This is a genomic window from Novosphingobium ovatum (assembly GCF_009909235.1).
Lineage (GTDB): Bacteria > Pseudomonadota > Alphaproteobacteria > Sphingomonadales > Sphingomonadaceae > Novosphingobium > Novosphingobium ovatum.
The window spans coordinates 467,327-485,979 of the sequence record NZ_JAAAPO010000003.1 but is presented as its reverse complement, the minus strand read 5'-3'; the positions used below and the strand labels follow the sequence as shown (position 1 = coordinate 485,979).

Genomic DNA, 18,653 nt, shown 5'->3' with positions numbered 1-18,653 from the left:
AAACAAGCAGCCTACGTCTTTCGCTTTCGCAGCGAAGGAGGAGCGCGCGCGAATGGACAGCCTGGTGAGTACCGATTGGCTGGCGAATGAAATGGCGGCCTGCGACCTGCGGATCGTGGACGCATCCAGCCACTTGCCCGACGCGGGTCGCAACGCGCTGGCAGAGCATGAAGCCGGGCACATTCCCGGCGCCGTCTTCATGGACCTGGCCGAGCTGGTGGATACCGCTTCGGCCATCGAGAACACGTTGCCCAGCGCCGAGAAATTCGCCAGCCGCATGGCGGCTCTGGGCCTGGGCGATGGCAGCCGGATCGTGGTCTATGACGACAGCGGCATCCGCACGGCGGCCCGCGCGTGGTTCATGCTGAAGCTGTTTGGCGCGCAAAACGTGGCCATTCTGGATGGCGGTCTGGCCAAATGGCGGGCCGAGGGGCGCGATCTGGAAACAGGCCGCCGCACCTTGCGCCACCGCCATTACACCGCGTGGCAGGACGGACGGCGGCTGCGGGACAAGGCGCAGGTGCTGGCCAATCTGGCCACCCCGGCCGAGGCCGTGGTCGACGCACGCGGCGCGCCCCGCTTTCTGGGTGGCGCGCCCGAACCGCGCCCCGGCATCACGCCCGGCCACATCCCCGGATCGGCCAATGTGCCCTATGCCAGCCTGTTCAACGCTGATGGCACGTACAAGGACAAGGCCGGGCTATCGGCTGCCTTTTCCGCGGGCGGGGTGGATCTGTCGCGCCCGGTGGTGGTCACCTGTGGCAGTGGCATGACCGCCTGCGTCTTGGCCTTTGGTCTGCATTTGCTGGGGAAGCAGGACGTGGCACTGTATGACGGCAGTTGGGCAGAATGGGGATCGGACCCCACCACGCCCAAGGCTGTCGGAAGCTCGAAGGTGCCAGCGTAACAGCATGACCAAACACAATGATACGGGCAGCGTCGATGCGGCGCTGCACAGTGATTCGCAATTGGTGCTGGCGGGGCGGCGGCCGGAATGGACGGGGATTGCCGGCCATCCGGGCGCGGTCGTCAGCCCGCCGGTGTGGCGCGGCAGCACGCATCTCTATCCCGATATTGCCGCCCTGCGCGCGGGGCATGGCACGAATGCCGATGGGCATTTCTATTACGGCCGTCGCGGCGCCCCCACGCAATGGGCGCTGGCCGAAGCCTTGACCGAACTGGAGCCGGGCGCGGGCAAGGATGGTGGCACGGTGCTCTATCCCAGCGGCGTGGCGGCAATCGCGGGCGTGTTGCTGGCGGTGCTGAAACCGGGCGATGTGTTGTTGATGACCGACAACGCCTATGAGCCCAGCCGGACGCTGGCCAATGGCATTCTGGCCGATATCGGGGTGGAAACGCGCTGGTTTGACCCGATGGATCTGGACAGCCTGCATGCGGTGCTGTGCGATCGCACCCGCGCGGTGCTGCTGGAAAGCCCGGGCAGCCTGACGATGGAGGTGTGCGATGTGCCCGCCATTGCCGCCGCCGCCCATGCGCGCGGGGCCTGTGTCATTCTGGACAACACCTGGGCCGGGCCGACCGGCTTTGCCGCGCTGTCGCATGGCGTGGACATTTCCATTCTGGCGGTGACCAAACATGTCGGCGGCCACAGCGACCTGATGATGGGATCGGCCACCGCCGGGGCGGAGTGGTATGGCCGGTTGCGCCGCCATGCCCAGATGCTGGGCACGGTGGTGTCGCCCGATGACGCGGCGCTGGCGCTGCGAGGGTTGCGCACGATGGGGCTGCGTCTGGCGCATACCACGGCCAGCGCCCGGCGCATCGCCCATTGGTTGCAGGATCAGCCGCAGGTGGCGCGCGTATTGTGCCCGATGCTGCCCGGATCGCCCGGCCATGACCTGTGGTCGCGCGATTTTGCCGGCGGCTGCGGCCTGTTCACCTTTGTCCTGCGGGGCGGCACGGGGGCGGCGCGTGACGCGCTGATCGACGCGCTGCGCCTGTTCGGTATTGGCTATAGCTGGGGCGGGTTTGAAAGTCTGGCGACCCCGGTCGATCCCGCGCGCATCCGCACGGCCTCGGCATGGCCGCTGGCGGATATGGCAGCCGATGACCGCTTTGCCGTGCGCCTGGCCATCGGGCTGGAAGATGCGGGCGACCTGATCGCCGATCTGGCGCAGGCATTGGCGGTGTGGGCACAGGCGGCGCGGGGATAAAGCCCCGCCGCGCCCCGGCAAAAGATTCCCTTCCCCCGGCAATAGCCATTCTGCCTTCACTCTGGGCAGCGCCGGGGGCAAGGCGGCGCAATGAACGCATTTTCCTCTTCTGCTGGCGCGCCTGCCGTGGGCAAGGTCTGGCTGGTGGGCGCAGGCCCCGGCGACCCGGACCTGCTGACGCTGCGCGCAGCGCGGTTGATCATGGCGGCAAAGGTGATCGTGCATGACGGGCTGGTTGATCCGCGCATCATGGCGATGGCGCCCGCCAGTGCCCGCCTGATTTCCGTGGCCAAGCGCCGCAGCCGCCACACCATGCCACAGGACGAGATCAACGCCCTGCTGGTGGCCGAAGCCTTGGCCGGGCGCGATGTGTTGCGGCTGAAGGGCGGCGATCCGTTCATCTTTGGCCGTGGCGGCGAAGAGGCCGAGGCCTGCGCCGCCGCTGGCGTGGCGGTAGAGGTTGTCCCCGGCATTTCGGCCGCGATTGGCGCGGGTGCGGCGGCATTGCTGCCCCTGACGCACCGCGATGCGGCCAGCGTGGTCAGCTTTGTTTCGGGCCAGTGCAAGGGGCTGTCGGACCAGAACTGGGCCGGATTGGCGGGTGTTGGGCGCACGCTGGTGATCTATATGGGGCTGGCTGGCGCTGAACGGATCGCGGACAAGCTGATCGCCGATGGCCTTTCGCCCGAAACGCCGATGGCCGTGGTGGAAAGTGCCGCGCGCCCGGACATGCGCGTATTGCGGGGCAGTTTGGCCGAGCTGGGCGCGATTGTGGACAAACAACGCGTGCAAAGTCCCGCCATCATCATTATCGGCGCCGTCACCGCACGCGCCGATGCCGCAGCGAAAGATCAAGAATTGCGCCAGTTGGCGTTGGAGGCTGAACAGTGAAAATCGTGACAGGCAATGACCTGAAAACCGGCGAAGTCACGTGGTGGACGGGCTCGGAATGGTCGACCAATGTGAATGATGCGGCCGATGTGGGCGCGGATGCCGCCACCGTCATCGCGACCGAGGAAGCCGCCCGCCGCGTCGTGGCCGCCTATGCCATTGACGCCACGTCTGAAAACGGCGCCGTCCGCCCCGCCCATATCAAGGACCGCATCCGCGCCCTTGGTCCCACGGTGCGTCTGGACCTCTCGCTCGATCCCTCGGCCACCCCCGATCAGGTGCTTTGATCCATGTATCAGTATGACAGCTATGACCAGGCAATGGTCGACGCGCGCGTCGCGGAATTCCGCGACCAGACCCGCCGCCGCATCGAAGGCACGTTGAGCGAGGACAAGTTCCGCCCGCTGCGCCTGCAAAACGGCCTCTATCTGCAATTGCACGCCTATATGCTGCGCGTGGCGGTGCCTTATGGCACGCTGTCGGGCGCGCAGATGCGCATGCTGGGCGATATCGCGGACAAGTATGACCGCGGCTATGGCCATTTCACCACCCGCCAGAACATCCAGTACAACTGGATCAAGCTGGAGGATGCGCCCGACATTCTGGCCGATCTGGCCACGGTGGAAATGCACGCCATCCAGACGTCAGGCAATTGCATCCGCAACATCAGTTCGGACCAATACGCTGGCGCCGCCGCCGACGAGGTGGTGGACCCGCGCCCCTATGCCGAGCTGCTGCGCCAGTGGTCGAGCTTCCACCCCGAATTCCTGGCCCTGCCGCGCAAGTTCAAGATCGCCGTCATCGCCAGCGCGACCGACCGTGCGGCCATGCGCCTGCACGACATCGGCCTGCGCATGGTCAAGAATGACGCGGGCGAGATTGGCGCGGAATTCTATGTCGGTGGTGGCATGGGCCGCACGCCGATGATCGCGCCGCTGATCAACGCCTTTGTGCCGGTCGATCAGCTGATCACCTATTCCGAGGCCTGCCTGCGCGTCTACAACCGCTATGGCCGCCGCGATAACAAGTACAAGGCGCGCATCAAGATCCTGGTGCACGAGCTGGGTCTGGACGAATACCGCCGTCAGGTGGAAGAAGAGTTCGCCCATCTGCAAACGCTGGCCATCGAACCCCCGCTGGCCGAGCTGGAGCGCATCAAGGGCTTCTTTGCCGATCCGGCATGGGAAACGGGCCTGTCGGACGAGATCGACCTGTCGAACGCCGATTTCGCCCGCTGGGTGGCCGCCAACACGGTCGCGCACAAGGCGCCCGGTTACGCCATCGTCAACATCAGCCTGAAGCCGATCGACAAGAACGGCAAGGCCGGCATCCCCGGTGACGCCACCGCCGACCAGATCCGCATCATGGCCGATCTGGGCCGCGAATTCAGCCTGGACGAGCTGCGCGTGACCCACGCCCAGAACATCGTGCTGGCCCATGTCAAGAAGGCTGACCTGTTCGCCCTGTGGCAGCGTTTGGTCGAGGCCGATCTGGCCACCGCCAATCTGGACCAGATCACCGACATCATCGCCTGCCCCGGTCTGGATTACTGCTCGCTGGCCAACGCCCGCTCGATCCCCGTCGCGCAAAAGATTGCCGAACGTTTCGCCGCCCCTGCAAAGGCCGACGCGATTGGCGAGCTGAAGCTGAAGATTTCGGGCTGCATCAACGCCTGTGGTCACCACCACGCCGGCCACATCGGCATTCTGGGCGTCGACCGCAAGGGGACCGAGAACTACCAGTTGCTGCTGGGCGGCTGTGAGGGTGCGGACACGTCGCTGGGCACCATCACCGGCCCCGGTTTTGACGAAAACGGCATTGTCGACGCGGTGGAAAAGGCCACCAACGTCTATCTCGCCAACAAGGAAGGCGAAGAGCGCTTCCTCGACACCTATCGCCGCATTGGCATGGCACCGTTCAAGGAAGCGATCTATGGCTGACGTCCAGTTCCTGTTTCGTGAGGGCGCGGCCGTTGCCGCCCCCACCGTCGCGCTGGCCGATTTCGGCGCCGACAGCAACGCCACCGCCGTGGTGATCCAGCCCGGTGAGGACGCCCGCGCGCTCTTGCCGCATCTCGATCGTCTGGCGCTGGTCGAGGTGACCTTCCCCGCCTTTACTGACGGGCGCGGCTTTTCGACCGCCCGCCTGCTGCGCGAGGCCGGTTACACCGGCGAATTGCGCGCCAGCGGCGACATTGGCGTCGACATGCTCAGCCATTTGAAGCGTTGCGGCTTTGACGCGGTGGCGCCTGCCACCCCGCTCGACGCTGCCGAGGCCGAGACGGCGCTGAACGTGTGGCCGCAGGTCTATCAGGCGACCGTGGTGGATGGGCGCAAGCCGATCTGGGCGCTTCGTCACGGAAAGTAAGACCATGTCCAATCCCAAACCCCGCCGCGAGGACCATGTGGCCGATCGCCCGATCGACCGCATCGACACCGGCGCGCTGTTTACCGAGGCGGATGCGGCGGCGCTCAACCGCCGTTTTGCCGAGGCCGATGCCGAGACCGTGCTGCGCGCTGTCCTGCTGGAACGCGTGGCGGGGGATGTGACGCTGGTCTCCAGCTTTGGCGCGGAAAGCGCGGTGCTGTTGCATCTGGCGGCGCAGGTTGATCCGGGCGTGCCCGTGCTGTTTCTGGACACGGGCAAGCATTTTGACGAAACGCTGGCCTATCGCGACACGCTGGTGGCGCGGTTGGGGCTGACCAATCTGATCAACCTGACGCCCGATGCCGATGTGTTGGCCAAAAAGGACGAGGCCGGTCTGCGCTGGTCCTATGACCCCGATGGTTGCTGCGAGATCCGCAAGGTCGCGCCGCTGGCCGGTGCGATGGGGCGCTATGACGCCTCGATCACCGGGCGCAAGGGGTTTCAGGCCAGCACCCGCGCGGGCCTGCCCCGGTTTGAACTGGACAAGTCGGACGCGGCCGGGCGGTTGAAGATCAACCCGTTGATCGACTGGACCGCTGACCGCATTGCCGCCTATTTCGCCGAACATGACCTGCCGGCCCATCCGCTGGTGGCGCAGGGCTACCCTTCCATCGGTTGCGCCCCCTGCACCAGCAAGGTCGCGCCGGGCGAAGACCCGCGTTCGGGCCGTTGGCGCGGTTGGGACAAGACCGAATGCGGCATCCATGTCGCCGCTGTCAGCGTGGTGCCGGGTGCCGTCAGCGCCGTGCCGGGGGCCAGCAATGGCGCGGACGATCTGCCGCCGGGGTTTGAACCCGCGTTCTGATCGGGGCCACGGCCCATTCATGACAAAGGGGCCGTACCATTGGGTGCGGCCCCTTTTCGTTGTCGGTTACAGCCAGCCTGCGCGGCGATACCATTCGGCGGTGCTGACAAAACCGCCGCGCGTCTCGATCCGGGGCCGCCAGACGGCGGGCGGCGGCGCGGCCTGCGGGCTGCATACCCAATCGGGATGCGTCATATAACCAACGCGGTCAGCGGTCAGCTTGGCCTTGTCCCCGCGCAACCAGCCATCGACACAGGCCGCCCGCTCCAGCGTCCGGCGCGACAGTTCGATCACCCAAGGCCGCCGCCCCACCGAGGCGCCAATCGCCCGCGCCATATCAGGATGCGCCCAGCCACCGGGCAGGCCATCGTCAGGCTCGAACGTCTGGCCCGAAACATTGGGGCCAGAGGGGATCAGCGCCAGCAACAGCCGGGCCAGATCCTCGACATGGATCATGCTGGCGCGGCCCCCCGCAGGCACCGGCACCACGCCCCATTTGGCCGCGCGGAACAGTTCGAACATTTCCTTGTCACGCGGGCCATAGATCGCGGGCGGGCGTACAATCGTCCAGTCCAGCCCGCTGGCCCGCACCAGCATTTCGGCCCGCGCCTTGCTGGCGCCATAGGCCGACAGCCCCGGTTCGCGCGCCGAGAGCGAGGAAACAAAGATCAGCCGGGGTACACCGGCCGCCCGCGCCGCCTCGATCACAGCCATGGTGCCAGTGACATTGGCGGCCTCGAACTGGGCGGGATCGGGCGCGTTGACCACGCCTGCCAGATGGATCACCACCTCGGCCTGCTGCATCATCCGATCCAGCGCCGGACGGTCGGCCAGATCACCCTTGATCCACATCGGATCCGCGCCATCGCTCCCCGGTCGCCGCGCCAGCGCCTGCACCGGCAGGCGGCGCAGCGCGCACAGTTCCAGCAGTGTTTGCCCGACAAAGCCGGTGCCCCCCGTCAACGCGATCAGCGGACGAGCGGCGACATTCCCCTGTGCCGACATCACATCAGCACCAGTTGATCACGATGCACCACCGCCGAACGCGGGGCATAGCCCAGAATGGCGGCCTGTTCGGCCGATTGCCGCCCGATCAATGCGCGGCATTCGCCTGCGTCATATTCCGACAGACCATGCGCCAGCACGCGGCCATCGGCATCGCGGATCGCCACCGCGTCGCCGCGCGCGAATTGCCCCGCCACCGCCGTGACGCCCGCCGCCAACAGGCTGGCCCCGCCCGCCAGCGCCTTGGCAGCGCCCGCGTCGATGGTGATGTCGCCCTTTAGCCGCAGCCGACCGCCCAGCCATGCCTTGCGCGGGTCCTTGCGGCCCTTGGCGCGGGCGGCGCGCGGCAGGAACAATGTGCCGATGCCCTGTTCGATGATGCGGGTGACGGGGCGGTCACAGGTACCATTGCCGATCACCAGCGCGATCCCCGCCAGTTCAGCGATCTCCACCGCCTGCAGCTTGGAAATCATCCCGCCCGAGCCCATGCCGCTGCTCGATTCCGGGCTGGCCATGGCGCGCACTTCGGGCGTGATGCCCTCGACCAGGGGCAACAGGCGGGCGCCCGGTTCCTTGGGATGGCGGTCATACAACCCGTCGATGTCGGACAGCAACAGCACCGCATCCGCCCGCGCCGCCTGAGCCACCCGCGCGGCCAGACGGTCATTGTCGCCAAAGCGGATTTCCTGTGTGGCAACCGAATCGTTCTCGTTGATCACCGGCACCGCGCCCGCGTCCAGCAGCCGCGTCAGCGTGGCGGTGGCGTTCAGGTAACGGCGGCGGTCCTCCAGATCCTCAAGCGTGAGCAGCAATTGCGCCGCCGTCAGCCCATGCGCGGCCAACAGTTCGGCCCACAGCCCCGACAGCGCGATCTGGCCCACAGCGGCGGCGGCCTGCGCATCGGCCAGGCTACCGCGCCCGCCCTTGTCCAGCCCCAGCCGCCGCGCGCCCAGCGCAATCGCGCCCGATGACACCACGATCACATCCTGCCCGCGCGCCTTGGCCGCCGCGATTTCCGCGACCAGCATCGTCAGCCAAGGGCGGCGCGCGCCGCCATCATCGACCAACAACGCCGAGCCCACCTTGATCACCAGACGCGGGGCAAGGGCGGGATCGGCCAAATCGGCAAGGGTCTTCAAACGCAACATGGCCACGCGGATAGGGCAAAGGCGCGCGCCAAGGAAGCCCCTTTGCGCCGCCGGTCAGGTGTCCAGAAAGGCGCGGATCACCTGTGTCACGGCATCGACATGCAGGTCGAACGTCCCGCCCGGCCATGGCAGTTCGGCAATGCGCACATCCGGCCCCTTGCCCGCCGCGCGCGCGGTAATGTCGTGCAACACATCCTGCGGGTTCAGGATCAGCACCGGGGCGCGCGTCTGTGCCAATGTGGCGGCGAAATCATAATCATAGGACGCGACAAAGCCCCAATCCTGATGGGTGGGATCGCGGTACACCTCCCAGAACCGGCCCCATGACTGCTCCTCGCTCTGATGCGCGGTGGCCTGACGGAAGGCGCGCCAGCGGGCGGGAATCGTGTCCACCGCCGCGCTCAGGTCGCGGGTGGCATTGGCGATTTGCGCGGCCTTGCGCTCGGCCCGTTCCTGCGGGGTGTACATCAACGCCGAATTCAGCACGATCCGCCGCACCAGTCCGGGTCGCATCCGCGCCAGTTCCAGCGCGGTGGCGGTGCTGGTGTGGTTGCCCAGCACGTCGATCCGCCCCAGCCCCAGCGCGTCGACCACAGCGCTGGCCGCCTGTGCGAAATCCGCGATGGTCGAGGGCGTGGCGGGACGCTGCGACAGGCCATAGCCGGGCGTATCGGCGGCAATCACCCAGCGGTCGGTGGCCATGCGCGGCATCAGGTCCAGATAGTTGCGGCTGGAACCTGGCCCGGCATGCAGGCACAGCAGCGGGGTTTTCAGCCCCTGTTGACCGGGCGCGGGCCGGATCATGCGGTAATACACCTGCCCCACGCGGCTGGAGGCATAGCCTTGGGTGATTGGCGCGCCGGCGGCCCCCTCCACCGCCGCCGACGCCCGCCCACAGGCCAGCGCCGCCCCGCCCAGCCCCAACGCGTGCAGCAAACGGCGGCGGTCAAGGGCGCGGATGGGCATGGTGGCTCCGTAAAGCAGGGGGCAGGAAGAAGGGCAGGTTAAGCGGCCCCTCCCCGGCCCGCCGCCCGATACGCCAAATGACTGACAGACGGACAGCCCCACCCCCGCGCGGATTTAAAGCTAATATAAGTATTGCGCCGTAGTGCCGGTCCCCAAGGGGGACAATGCGACATGTTGATGGTGCAATATAGTGACAGCAAATTGCTATGGAACGCCTTTGGCGGCGTTGTCCTGACGCTGCTGGGCCTGTTCATGCTCAGCGTCGCGGGGCACAGTGTCAAATTGTGGATCGTCGGACTGATGCTGGCCTGTGGCGGGCCGTTCATGGTGGGCAAAATGGTGCTGATCTGGCTGCGCAGCAGCCCCGCGCTGCGGCTGGATTCCCAGGGGATCAGCATTCTGGGCGCGTTTGGCACCAGCCATGTGCCATGGGGCCACATCATCTCCGTCCGCCGCAGCTTTCTTGAACAGCACGCGATGTTCGGGCTGATCAAGAAGCGCAGCAATTACACGCTGGAAATTCAGGCGATGACGGCCAGCGGCGGGACCAAGACCCACCGCGTGGTCGAGGGCGTGTTGCAGTTGAAAAAGCCCCAGCGCGAGGCCTTGCCGCTGGTGATCGAGACCTTCCGCGAAGGGACCACCCCGCCGGTCGAAACATTCGTGGCGCTGGGCTTTGCCATCAGCCGCCCGGCCCAGCGCGCAACGCCCATGGCCGCGCCCGTGCCGATCGATCTGGCCCGCGCCACAGACAGCCCGCGCGCCGCGCCCCCCGTGCAACCGATCCGCCGCGCGGGCGGGTTTGGCCGCAAGGGGCTGTAACCCCGGTCAGCCCCCGCCGCGCTTTACCGCCAGGCTGGTTCAGCCCAACGGCGACCAAGGCTTTTCGTCGGCCTCTTCCTGTTCGCCGGTGGGGCGTTCGGTGACGGTGGCGGCCGGCAAATAGCCGATCACCGCGTCCAGCAACGCCTCGATCCCCGCGCCCGTTGCGCCCGAGATCGGGAATACCTGATCAGCCCCCGCCGCGATCAGTTCCTGCGCATAGGCGGCGGCCAATTCGCCATCGGCCTGATCGATCTTGTTCAGCGCGATCAAGCGCGGCTTGTCTTCCAGCCCGCCGCCATAGGCTTCCAGCTCGTCCTCGATGATGCGCAAGGCTTCGGCCGGTTCCTTGCCAGGGCCGGTGCCGGTGATGTCGATCAGATGGATCAACACGCGGCAACGCTCGATATGGCCCAGGAAACGGTCGCCGATGCCCGCGCCCTCGGCCGCGCCGGCGATCAGGCCGGGGATGTCGGCCAGCACGAATTCACGCGCCTTGTGCCGCACCACGCCCAATTGCGGGCGCAGCGTGGTGAAGGCATAATCGCCCACCTTGGCCTTGGTGTTGCTGATCTGGTTGATAAAGGTGCTCTTGCCCGCATTGGGCAGCCCCACCAGACCCACATCGGCCAGCAGCTTGAGCCGCAGCCAGACATACATTTCCGTGCCCGGCCAGCCCGGCCCGTGCTGACGCGGGGCGCGGTTGGTCGAGGACTTGTAGCTGAGGTTGCCGCGCCCGCCATCGCCGCCGCGCAGGAACACCTCGCGCTGGCCCGCCTCGGTCAGGTCCAGCAGCACGGTTTCGCGGTCATCGTCCAGCACCTGCGTGCCGATCGGCACACGAATCACCAGATCCTCGCCGCCTGCGCCCGTGCGGTTCTTGCCCGCGCCGCCGCCGCCGCGCTGCGCCTTGAAATGCTGGGAATAGCGGAAGTCGATCAGCGTGTTCAGCCCGGCCACCGCCTCGAAGATGATGTCGCCGCCCTTGCCGCCATCGCCGCCATCGGGGCCGCCATATTCCACGTATTTCTCGCGGCGAAAGCTGACCGCCCCCGGGCCGCCCTGTCCCGAGCGGATGAAGATCTTGGCCTGATCGAGGAAATGCATTGTGAGTTCCGGTGGTAAAGGCGCAGATCCGCCCAGAACCACCACCACATGCGGCGCACCGAACCATCTGCTGCAAACAACAGGCCCAAATGCGAAAAAACCCGCACGGCAACGCCGACGGGCCTTATCGCCATTGGTATACCGCACTGGTGGAGCCTAGGGGGATCGAACCCCTGACCTCGTCATTGCGAACGACGCGCTCTCCCAGCTGAGCTAAGGCCCCGTTCAGTGCGAATGTCCCACTGTTTGGCAATGGCTTGCACCGTACCTCCCAGCGGGAGCCGTCCCTTAGCGAATGCCCCGCCGTGGGAAAAGCGAAATCTTCGTGTGGCGCAAATTTTTTCCCCACAGACCGCGCGACAAAAGGCCGCCCCCCCCTTGCCGCGCGGCAGCGGTTACTGCACCGGCACGGCCATCAGCGCGGGCGCGGGCCTGGCGGCCGAAGCGACCGGCGCGCTGGCGGCAGGGCCATATTTTGCCTCCCACGCGGCCAATTCGGCACGATAGGCATCATAGGCGCGGTAGAACTGTTCATAGACGGCGATAAACTGGCCAAACGAGCGCTCGCTGAAGGCGGGCAGATCGGCGGGCTTGACCACACTGACGCTTTCACGCGCCATCGTCAGCGCCGAATTGCAGAAATGCCCCATCGTCGGCGGATAGGCGAAATAGTTGTAAACCTGCGTCATATAGGTCTCACGCGGGCGAATGAAGCCCGCGCCATACTTCTGCTTGAACAGCGCATCGACGCCGCGATTCGCCTGATCCAGCGCCTTGCCGTGACGCTTGAGGAAAGTGCGATAGGCTGGGACGATTTCGGCATAGGCGGGCGCTGTGCAGTTGAGCGCCGCCACATTGAACGCCGCGCGCAGGTTCCACACGCGCTGATCGCCCTGGGAATCAACCAGAATCGTGCGGCGGACACCATCAGCACCCACCATCGGGATCGCCAGATCGCCCGGCAGGCCCGCGGGCGGCGTCGGGCGCGGCGGGATGATCACCACCGGCGGCGGCGGCGGCGGCGGGGGCACCACCACCGGCTTTTCCTCGCCACAAGCTGCGGTCAGCGCCGCCAGCCCCGCCACAACAGCCAAACGCCATTTGCGCAACATGCCTTACCCCCACTCAAAATCGGCGCCCACTTGGGGCTTCACCCGTTTCGTATCGGCGGCAGCGCCCCCCCGCAAGCCGCAGATACGAAAAAGCCCGGAGGGGATGTCTCCCTCCGGGCCGATCCGTGCGTTCCGTCAGGCGGAATGATCAGCGACGATCACCCAGCAGGCTGAGCAGGAACTGGAACATGTTGATGAAATCCAGATACAGGTTCAGCGAACCCATGATCGCCACACGCTGCTCATACGGCGTACCGGCGACCTGCCCGTACATCATCTTCAACTGCTGCGTGTCATAGGCGGTCAGACCGGCAAAGATCAGCACGCCCGCCACCGAGATCACCAGCGCCAGCCCCGGCACCGGGAAGAACATGCCGATCAGCATCGTGATCAGCAGGCCCCACACGGCCATGGTCAGGAACGAGCCGAGGCCCGACAGGCTCTTCTTGGTGGTGTAGCCGAACAGCGACAGGCCAGCAAAGGCGCCCGCGGTGGCAAAGAAGGTGACGGCGATCGATTCACCCGTATAGAGCAGGAAAATCGACGAGAGCGACAAGCCCATCACCACCGCAAAGCCCCAGAAACAGGCCTGAAGCGTGCTGGTGGCCATGCGGTTGAAACCGGCCGACAGGGCAAAGACAAAGCCCAGAGGCGCCAGGATCAACAGCCAGCGCAGCGGCGTGGCGAACACCTGCGCGGCCAAGCCCGAGCTGGCAAACACCAGCGCGACAATGCCCGACAACAGCACGGCCGACGCCATGTAGTTGTAGATCGACAGCATGTAGCGGCGCTCACCAGCGTCATAATTCGCGGCGCGCGCAGCATCCAGATTCATCCTCGAAGACGCGCCGAAGCCCGTCTGCGTGGGCTGGGGGTCATTCCAGATGGCCATTTCAAACACTCCTGTTGTGGACCGGCGCAACCGCCCGTCCGAACAGGATCAATATCATGTGCCCAGGCCAAGGTTTCAAGGAAAACCGGGCATAAAATCGTATCAAATTGTCTGCTTTTCCGCCCGAAAGGCGCGACAGCGGCACAAAGGCGCGGAAATCGGAAATTTTTGGTCCAATTTATCGACGCAACTATGCCCCGCGCGCCGCCGCCGCCATCTCTGCCCCGCGATCACGCGCCGCGCGCAGCGTTGCCTCGGTCAGGTTGCGCATGGCGCTGTCCGCGTCCAGCACCTTTAGCCCGGCCTCGGTCGTACCGCCGGGGCTGGCCACACGCCGCGCCAGTTCGCCGGGCGATACGCCCGCATCGGCCGATTGCACCGCCAGCGCCGCCGCGCCCTCCACCGTGGCCAGCGCCAGACGCAGCGCCTGATCACCGGGCAGGCCAATCGCCGCCCCGCCCTGCGCCAGCGCGTCGATAAAGCGATAGACGAAAGCCGGGCCGGAACCGGCCAGCGCCGTCACCGCGTCAAACAGCCCTTCGGCAAACCATTCAGGCGCGCCCAGCGGCGCCAGAAACGCCGTCATCGCCGCCTGCGCATCCGCGTCCAGCCCATCGGCGGCCACGCCCATCGGGCTTTTCCCGATCGCCGCTGACAGGTTGGGCATGACACGCACAATCCCGCCCGCATCGGGGAACCGCGCCCGCAGGCTGGCCAGTTCCGTCCCCGCCAGAATGGACAGCACCACCGTCCCGGCCCCGGCCAGCGCGGTCAGTTGCGGCGCGACCCCGTCCAGCATCTGCGGCTTGACGCCCAGCAGCATCAGGTCGAACACCCGCCCCTGCGGCAGTTCACGCAACAGTTCGACACCATCGGGCGCGGCCGGCAGTACCGGATCGACCACGGTGAACACCCCCGGCGCCACCCCGCCGCGCAACCATCCGGCCAGCATCGCGCCGCCCATATTGCCGCAACCGATGATCAGCACGCTGGCCGGCCATTGCATCGCCATCACGCTTCCCCCGCCGCGTCAACCAGAGCGCAGGCCAGCGCGTCCTGCGGCGATTTGTCGCCCCACAGGATGAACTGGAACGCGGGGTAGAACCGGTCACATTCCTCGACCGCCACCTCGATCAGCATCTGCGCCTGACTGAGGCTGAGCATGCCGTCATCGCCCAGCATCAGCCCATGGCGGTACAGCAACATCGCCGTGCTGCTCCACACGTCGAAATGGCCCAGCCACAGTTGCTCGTTGATCAGGCCCAGCACCTCGAACATCGCGGCGCGTTTGTCCTCCGGCACGCGGATGTCTGGCAGACACAGCAATTGCAGGACGTTGTCCTCTGAGCGCCAGATCGCCCGCAGTTGGTAATTGGCCCAACTGCCCTGCACTTCGCCGGTCAGTTCGTCCTCGGTGACGTACTCGTACGACCAACCGCGCGCCTCGAACAATTGGCCAAGCATCTCCACCGGCGGGCATTCGTCATGCCGTGAGAAATCGCTGCGTTCCTGCCTCATCACCATTGTTCCGACCCTGGCGCGCCTTTTGTCTGACCCAAGTCATAGAAATTGCGCGGGCTGAAGTTTTACACAATGCCGGTTCTACAACAGCTTGCGCATAACCAAACAAGCCTGTTCACAGCCTGTGGATAAGGGGGTCTTGACCGAATAATCAGACAAAACCCCTACCCCTGTTTACTTGGCCTCCAGCGGATCGACCACTTGGCCGGCCGGGCTCAACCACACATGCGCGTCATCATGGCCCGCCTTGTGCAGCTTTTCCGCATAGGCCTTGGCGGCCGCCTCAGTCTCGAACGGGCCGATCAGCAGGCGGTTTGTCCGCCCCCAATCCGAGGAAAACGGCTTGCGCCCACGGGCCAGTTCGGGGTCTTCCTTGGTAAAGCGGCGCCAGTCGAACGCCATGCGCGACAGGTCGCGTCCAACGCCCATCTGCACCCAGATGCGGCTGGGATGCGCGGGCGGCGGCGGCGCCTTGGGCGCGGGGCGCGCGGGCTGGATCTTGCGGATGTCGACCGCCCCCGATGCCGGAACCAGCGCGGTGCGCGGCGCCTCATCGGCCAACAGCGCACCAAAGGCATCGCTAAAGCTGGGGCGGGCGGCAGGCTTGGGCGCGGGGCGCGGGGCGGGTGCGGGCGGCGGCGTGACCACCGGCGGCGGCGTGACCACGGCAGGCGGCGCAACCGGCGGCGCGACCACCTCTGGCGCGGGCAAGGCAACGGGCGGCGGCACGGTTTCAGGCGCAGGCTGGGGCAAAGGCTGCACCACCGGCGGCGCGACCACGCCCGATTCGCCCGATGGCACCGGCGGCCCCATCACCGGCCGCTCCGGCGCAGCACCTGTCCCCCCCAAAGCGGCAAAGCCCGGACCACCCTGTGCCGACACCGGCGGCGGAGCGGGCGGGGGCGCGGACACTGACTGCGGCGCGGGCTGAGCCGACAGGCTGACCACCGCCACGCGCGAGGACGCATCGCGCCTGGGTTCAGGCTGCGGCTCGGGCGCCGGGACGGGCGCGGCGCGCGGCGTGGGCGTGACGGCGGCGGCCAGACGGGTCGGCTGCACCGTATCGACCTGCCGCGAAGGCATCGGCACCGGCGGCGCAACGCCCCCTTCCCCACCGTCAGCCTCGGCCGATGCGCGGGCGCGGCGGCCCTTGCGCGGATCGGGCTTGGCCGTGGCGGCCGCGGCCAGCGCGGGTTCAGCCATGGTCACCCGCTGAATATTATGCGCCGCGACATAGCTGGCGATGCGCGGATCATCCTGCCCGATCTGCGAGGCCTGCGGGAATTGGCCCAGATTGGCCGCCGCCGCCTGCTGCGCCGGGGTCAGCCGCCGCAAATAACGCAAATAGGGTGAAATGCCCTGCGCCAGTTCGGGCGGCATGGTGGAATTGACGATCTGCACCGCCTCCTCCTCGCGCCCCATGATCGCATAGGCAAAGGCGCGAATGCGCCACGCCGACCGGTCGTTCTTTTGCAGCAACGGGGCCAGCACCACCTCAACCCCGCGTCGATCATTGATCATCGCCAGGCTCAACGCCAGACGGCGCGCGGTTTCGTCAGGCGCCCCCTTGGCCAGCGCTTCCTTGTACAGGCGCTGCGCCATCAGGTTGTCGCCGACCAGATCATGCGCCAGCCCACGGTCCGACAATTGCTCGGCGTTCAGCGGAGTCAGCCGCGCCGCCGCGTCATACAGGGTGATCGCCGCCACCGGGTCCTGCGCGCGCAAACGCGCCTTGGCATAGGTGACCAGCACGCGGCCATTGTTGGGCGAAGCCCGGTCCGCCCGTGCCAGAAAGCCGATCGCCGCCTGCACATCGCCCAACGCCAGCGCAGCGTCACCAGCCGCCAGCAAAGCCTCGGTATCCTGAGGGCTGCGCGCCAACTGGCTCAACGCGGCATGCAGCCGCTGCCCGGCATCATTCACCGGCGCGATAGGCTGCACCACCGCGCCGGGCGGATCGATCGGCGCATCCTGCGCCAACGCGGGCGCCACCGGCGTCAGCACCATCGCCAACACCGACAACAAAGCCGGGGCAGGCGCCAGTGACGCCCACCCCGTTTGGACCATACCATAACGCTCGAAACGCTTACCCATTCAACGCAACACCATGCTCTCGCCCGGCCTGCGGGCGATTGGTAAGCCCCCCGGCCCCGTTACTGGTTGTTCTGGCGACCCAGAAAGCGCGGAATGCTGATCGCGCCGCCATCACCGTCATCGCCGCCGTCGTCATCCTCGGGCTTGCGGCGACCGGCCAGATTGGCCATCCGCTCGAACAGCGTGCCGCCCGAAGGCGCGCGTGCAGGTTCCTCCGTCGGCGCCGTCGGGCCACCGGGGACCAGCGGCCGACGACGCGGCGCCATCGGCGCGTCATCCTCCACCAGACGGCTGGCGTCCAGCAACAGCTCATCCTGCGGCGCGCGCGGACGCGGCGCGGGAGCCGCCTGCGGCACAGGCGCAGACTGCGGCTGATAGGCGCGCGCAGGCGGCGCGGGGAAGTCCTCACCCAGATCCAGCGGCTCCTCTACCGCAGGCGGCGTCAGCGCGGTAAAGACCGGTGCCGGGGCGGGTTGAGGAACGGGCTGCGGCGCGGGTTGGGCCACAGGCGCAACCGGTTCCGGCGCGATATAGGGCGCAGGTTCAGGCATCGGCGCAGGCTGCGGCACGGGGGCCGGCTGTGCGACCGGTGCGGGCTGCGGCGCGGCGGCGGCAAAGCCCGGCAGCCCGCCAGCCTGCGGACGCACCGGCCCGCGCGAGGCCTGCATCGAGAACGGACGCGAGGCATCCTCGGCCTGCTGGGCGGTCTGCTCGATCCCGGTGGCCACCACCGAGACGCGGATCTTGCCCTGAAGGTCGGGGTTGAACGCGCTGCCCCAGATGATGTTGGCGTTCGGGTCGACCAACTCGCGGATGTGGTTGGCGGCCTCGTCGACTTCCAGCAGCTTCATGTCGTCGCCACCGATGATCGAGATGATCACCCCCTTGGCGCCCTGCATCGACACGCCGTCCAGCAGCGGGTTTGCAATCGCCTTTTCGGCGGCGGACAAGGCGCGATTTTCGCCCTCGGCCTCACCAGTGCCCATCATCGCCTTGCCCATCTCGGCCATGACCGAGCGCACGTCGGCAAAGTCAAGGTTGATCAGGCCCGGCATCACCATCAGGTCGGTGATCGAGCGCACACCCTGCTGCAACACCTCATCGGCCAGCTGGAACGCCTCCTTGAAGGTCGTCTCGGCCTTGGCCACCAGGAACAGGTTCTGGTTGGGAATGACGATCAGCGTGTCGACGTGCTTTTGCAGCTCCTCGATCCCGCTTTCGGCGGCGCGCATGCGGCGCGTGCCTTCAAACAGGAACGGCTTGGTCACCACACCAACGGTCAACACGCCCTTTTCCCGCGCCGCCTTGGCGATAACGGGGGCCGCGCCCGTGCCGGTGCCACCGCCCATGCCGGCGGCGATGAACACCATGTGCACACCTTCCAGCAAACGGTCGATGTCGGCCAGCGTTTCCTCGGCCGCCGCGCGCCCGACCTCGGGCCGCGAACCGGCACCCAGACCCTGCGTGATGTCGGGGCCCAGCTGGATGCGGTGCTGAACGATCGAATTGTTCAACGCCTGCGCGTCGGTGTTGGCGATAACAAAATCCACGCCCTCAATCTCGGCGCGGATCATGTTGGCGATCGCGTTCCCGCCAGCGCCGCCCACACCGATGACGGTGATGCGCGGACGCAATTCCTCAACAGCGGGCGGACCGATATTGATGCTCATTGCCTTCTCCTGTGGAGTT

At 66.9% G+C, this 18,653-nt stretch carries 18 protein-coding genes and 1 tRNA gene; 8 read left to right on the top strand and 11 right to left on the bottom strand.

The window, feature by feature from the left end:
* The first annotated feature begins 52 nt into the window (after nucleotides 1-52).
* The 7 genes from sseA (at nucleotide 53) to GTZ99_RS09870 (ending at nucleotide 6,297) form a co-directional block, all read left to right on the top strand.
* Nucleotides 53-907, top strand: coding sequence for a 3-mercaptopyruvate sulfurtransferase (sseA, locus tag GTZ99_RS09900; RefSeq protein ID WP_161718319.1), 855 nt, complete (start codon nucleotides 53-55; stop codon nucleotides 905-907).
* A gap of 4 nt (nucleotides 908-911) precedes the next feature.
* The gene (gene metC, locus GTZ99_RS09895) at nucleotides 912-2,174 is read left to right on the top strand and encodes a cystathionine beta-lyase (RefSeq protein WP_161718317.1); all 1,263 of its coding nucleotides are present in this window, start codon (nucleotides 912-914) and stop codon (nucleotides 2,172-2,174) included.
* Between the two features lie 90 nt (nucleotides 2,175-2,264).
* A complete protein-coding gene (gene cobA, locus GTZ99_RS09890) occupies nucleotides 2,265-3,065 on the top strand; it encodes a uroporphyrinogen-III C-methyltransferase (RefSeq protein ID WP_161718315.1) in 801 nt (266 codons plus the stop codon).
* Nucleotides 3,062-3,352 carry a DUF2849 domain-containing protein gene (locus GTZ99_RS09885; protein ID WP_161718313.1) on the top strand — a complete coding sequence of 97 codons (291 nt, stop codon included), beginning with the start codon at nucleotides 3,062-3,064 and terminating at the stop codon, nucleotides 3,350-3,352. Before cobA ends, GTZ99_RS09885 begins: the two co-directional genes overlap by 4 nt.
* 3 nt (nucleotides 3,353-3,355) lie before the next feature.
* Entirely contained in the window at nucleotides 3,356-5,005 is a 1,650-nt protein-coding gene (locus tag GTZ99_RS09880) for a nitrite/sulfite reductase (RefSeq protein ID WP_161718311.1), read from the top strand.
* Nucleotides 4,998-5,432 (top strand): DUF934 domain-containing protein, encoded by a 435-nt coding sequence (locus tag GTZ99_RS09875; RefSeq protein WP_161718309.1) that lies wholly within the window; start codon nucleotides 4,998-5,000, stop codon nucleotides 5,430-5,432. Before GTZ99_RS09880 ends, GTZ99_RS09875 begins: the two co-directional genes overlap by 8 nt.
* A gap of 4 nt (nucleotides 5,433-5,436) precedes the next feature.
* Nucleotides 5,437-6,297 carry a phosphoadenylyl-sulfate reductase gene (locus GTZ99_RS09870; RefSeq protein WP_161718307.1) on the top strand — a complete coding sequence of 287 codons (861 nt, stop codon included), beginning with the start codon at nucleotides 5,437-5,439 and terminating at the stop codon, nucleotides 6,295-6,297.
* Between the two features lie 66 nt (nucleotides 6,298-6,363).
* Here GTZ99_RS09870 and GTZ99_RS09865 read toward each other — a convergent pair whose 3' ends face one another.
* The 3 genes from GTZ99_RS09865 to GTZ99_RS09855 are packed head-to-tail and all read right to left on the bottom strand — an operon-like array spanning nucleotide 6,364 to nucleotide 9,416.
* Nucleotides 6,364-7,302 carry an NAD-dependent epimerase/dehydratase family protein gene (locus tag GTZ99_RS09865; protein WP_161718305.1) on the bottom strand — a complete coding sequence of 313 codons (939 nt, stop codon included), beginning with the start codon at nucleotides 7,300-7,302 and terminating at the stop codon, nucleotides 6,364-6,366.
* A complete protein-coding gene (gene proB / locus GTZ99_RS09860) occupies nucleotides 7,302-8,450 on the bottom strand; it encodes a glutamate 5-kinase (RefSeq protein WP_406818589.1) in 1,149 nt (382 codons plus the stop codon). Before proB ends, GTZ99_RS09865 begins: the two co-directional genes overlap by 1 nt.
* A 54-nt stretch (nucleotides 8,451-8,504) precedes the next feature.
* On the bottom strand, nucleotides 8,505-9,416 hold the full coding sequence (locus GTZ99_RS09855; protein ID WP_161718303.1) for an alpha/beta fold hydrolase: 912 nt from the start codon (nucleotides 9,414-9,416) through the stop codon (nucleotides 8,505-8,507).
* A gap of 171 nt (nucleotides 9,417-9,587) precedes the next feature.
* Between GTZ99_RS09855 and GTZ99_RS09850 the strand changes: the two genes are divergently transcribed.
* A complete protein-coding gene (locus tag GTZ99_RS09850; RefSeq protein ID WP_161718300.1) occupies nucleotides 9,588-10,238 on the top strand; it encodes a PH domain-containing protein in 651 nt (216 codons plus the stop codon).
* Between the two features lie 39 nt (nucleotides 10,239-10,277).
* Here the strand turns inward: GTZ99_RS09850 and obgE are convergent, their stop codons facing one another.
* The 8 genes from obgE to ftsZ all read right to left on the bottom strand — a co-directional run bounded on the left by obgE (nucleotide 10,278) and on the right by ftsZ (nucleotide 18,634).
* The gene (obgE, locus tag GTZ99_RS09845) at nucleotides 10,278-11,345 is read right to left on the bottom strand and encodes a GTPase ObgE (RefSeq protein WP_161718298.1); all 1,068 of its coding nucleotides are present in this window, start codon (nucleotides 11,343-11,345) and stop codon (nucleotides 10,278-10,280) included.
* A gap of 147 nt (nucleotides 11,346-11,492) precedes the next feature.
* Nucleotides 11,493-11,568, bottom strand: a tRNA-Ala gene (locus GTZ99_RS09840).
* 172 nt (nucleotides 11,569-11,740) lie between these two features.
* Nucleotides 11,741-12,457 (bottom strand): hypothetical protein, encoded by a 717-nt coding sequence (locus GTZ99_RS09835; protein WP_161718296.1) that lies wholly within the window; start codon nucleotides 12,455-12,457, stop codon nucleotides 11,741-11,743.
* A gap of 148 nt (nucleotides 12,458-12,605) precedes the next feature.
* Nucleotides 12,606-13,349 (bottom strand): Bax inhibitor-1/YccA family protein, encoded by a 744-nt coding sequence (locus GTZ99_RS09830; RefSeq protein ID WP_161718294.1) that lies wholly within the window; start codon nucleotides 13,347-13,349, stop codon nucleotides 12,606-12,608.
* Between the two features lie 190 nt (nucleotides 13,350-13,539).
* Nucleotides 13,540-14,355 (bottom strand): pyrroline-5-carboxylate reductase family protein, encoded by an 816-nt coding sequence (locus GTZ99_RS09825; protein WP_161718528.1) that lies wholly within the window; start codon nucleotides 14,353-14,355, stop codon nucleotides 13,540-13,542.
* A 5-nt stretch (nucleotides 14,356-14,360) separates the two neighbouring features.
* Entirely contained in the window at nucleotides 14,361-14,867 is a 507-nt protein-coding gene (locus GTZ99_RS09820) for a type III secretion system chaperone family protein (RefSeq protein ID WP_161718293.1), read from the bottom strand.
* A 177-nt stretch (nucleotides 14,868-15,044) separates the two neighbouring features.
* The gene (locus tag GTZ99_RS09815) at nucleotides 15,045-16,964 is read right to left on the bottom strand and encodes an SPOR domain-containing protein (RefSeq protein WP_161718291.1); all 1,920 of its coding nucleotides are present in this window, start codon (nucleotides 16,962-16,964) and stop codon (nucleotides 15,045-15,047) included.
* Between the two features lie 59 nt (nucleotides 16,965-17,023).
* On the bottom strand, nucleotides 17,024-18,634 hold the full coding sequence (gene ftsZ, locus GTZ99_RS09810) for a cell division protein FtsZ (protein WP_161718289.1): 1,611 nt from the start codon (nucleotides 18,632-18,634) through the stop codon (nucleotides 17,024-17,026).
* Nucleotides 18,635-18,653: the final 19 nt, after the last annotated feature.

Coding starts and splice junctions, on each gene's coding strand:
- sseA (WP_161718319.1), top strand. CDS start 53: ATGGACAGCCTGGTGAGTACCGATTGGCTGGCGAATGAAATGGCGGCC.
- metC (WP_161718317.1), top strand. CDS start 912: ATGACCAAACACAATGATACGGGCAGCGTCGATGCGGCGCTGCACAGT.
- cobA (WP_161718315.1), top strand. CDS start 2,265: ATGAACGCATTTTCCTCTTCTGCTGGCGCGCCTGCCGTGGGCAAGGTC.
- GTZ99_RS09880 (WP_161718311.1), top strand. CDS start 3,356: ATGTATCAGTATGACAGCTATGACCAGGCAATGGTCGACGCGCGCGTC.
- GTZ99_RS09875 (WP_161718309.1), top strand. CDS start 4,998: ATGGCTGACGTCCAGTTCCTGTTTCGTGAGGGCGCGGCCGTTGCCGCC.
- GTZ99_RS09870 (WP_161718307.1), top strand. CDS start 5,437: ATGTCCAATCCCAAACCCCGCCGCGAGGACCATGTGGCCGATCGCCCG.
- GTZ99_RS09865 (WP_161718305.1), bottom strand. CDS start 7,302: ATGTCGGCACAGGGGAATGTCGCCGCTCGTCCGCTGATCGCGTTGACG.
- proB (WP_406818589.1), bottom strand. CDS start 8,450: ATGTTGCGTTTGAAGACCCTTGCCGATTTGGCCGATCCCGCCCTTGCC.
- GTZ99_RS09855 (WP_161718303.1), bottom strand. CDS start 9,416: ATGCCCATCCGCGCCCTTGACCGCCGCCGTTTGCTGCACGCGTTGGGG.
- GTZ99_RS09850 (WP_161718300.1), top strand. CDS start 9,588: ATGTTGATGGTGCAATATAGTGACAGCAAATTGCTATGGAACGCCTTT.
- obgE (WP_161718298.1), bottom strand. CDS start 11,345: ATGCATTTCCTCGATCAGGCCAAGATCTTCATCCGCTCGGGACAGGGC.
- GTZ99_RS09835 (WP_161718296.1), bottom strand. CDS start 12,457: ATGTTGCGCAAATGGCGTTTGGCTGTTGTGGCGGGGCTGGCGGCGCTG.
- GTZ99_RS09830 (WP_161718294.1), bottom strand. CDS start 13,349: ATGGCCATCTGGAATGACCCCCAGCCCACGCAGACGGGCTTCGGCGCG.
- GTZ99_RS09825 (WP_161718528.1), bottom strand. CDS start 14,355: ATGCAATGGCCGGCCAGCGTGCTGATCATCGGTTGCGGCAATATGGGC.
- GTZ99_RS09820 (WP_161718293.1), bottom strand. CDS start 14,867: ATGAGGCAGGAACGCAGCGATTTCTCACGGCATGACGAATGCCCGCCG.
- GTZ99_RS09815 (WP_161718291.1), bottom strand. CDS start 16,964: ATGGGTAAGCGTTTCGAGCGTTATGGTATGGTCCAAACGGGGTGGGCG.
- ftsZ (WP_161718289.1), bottom strand. CDS start 18,634: ATGAGCATCAATATCGGTCCGCCCGCTGTTGAGGAATTGCGTCCGCGC.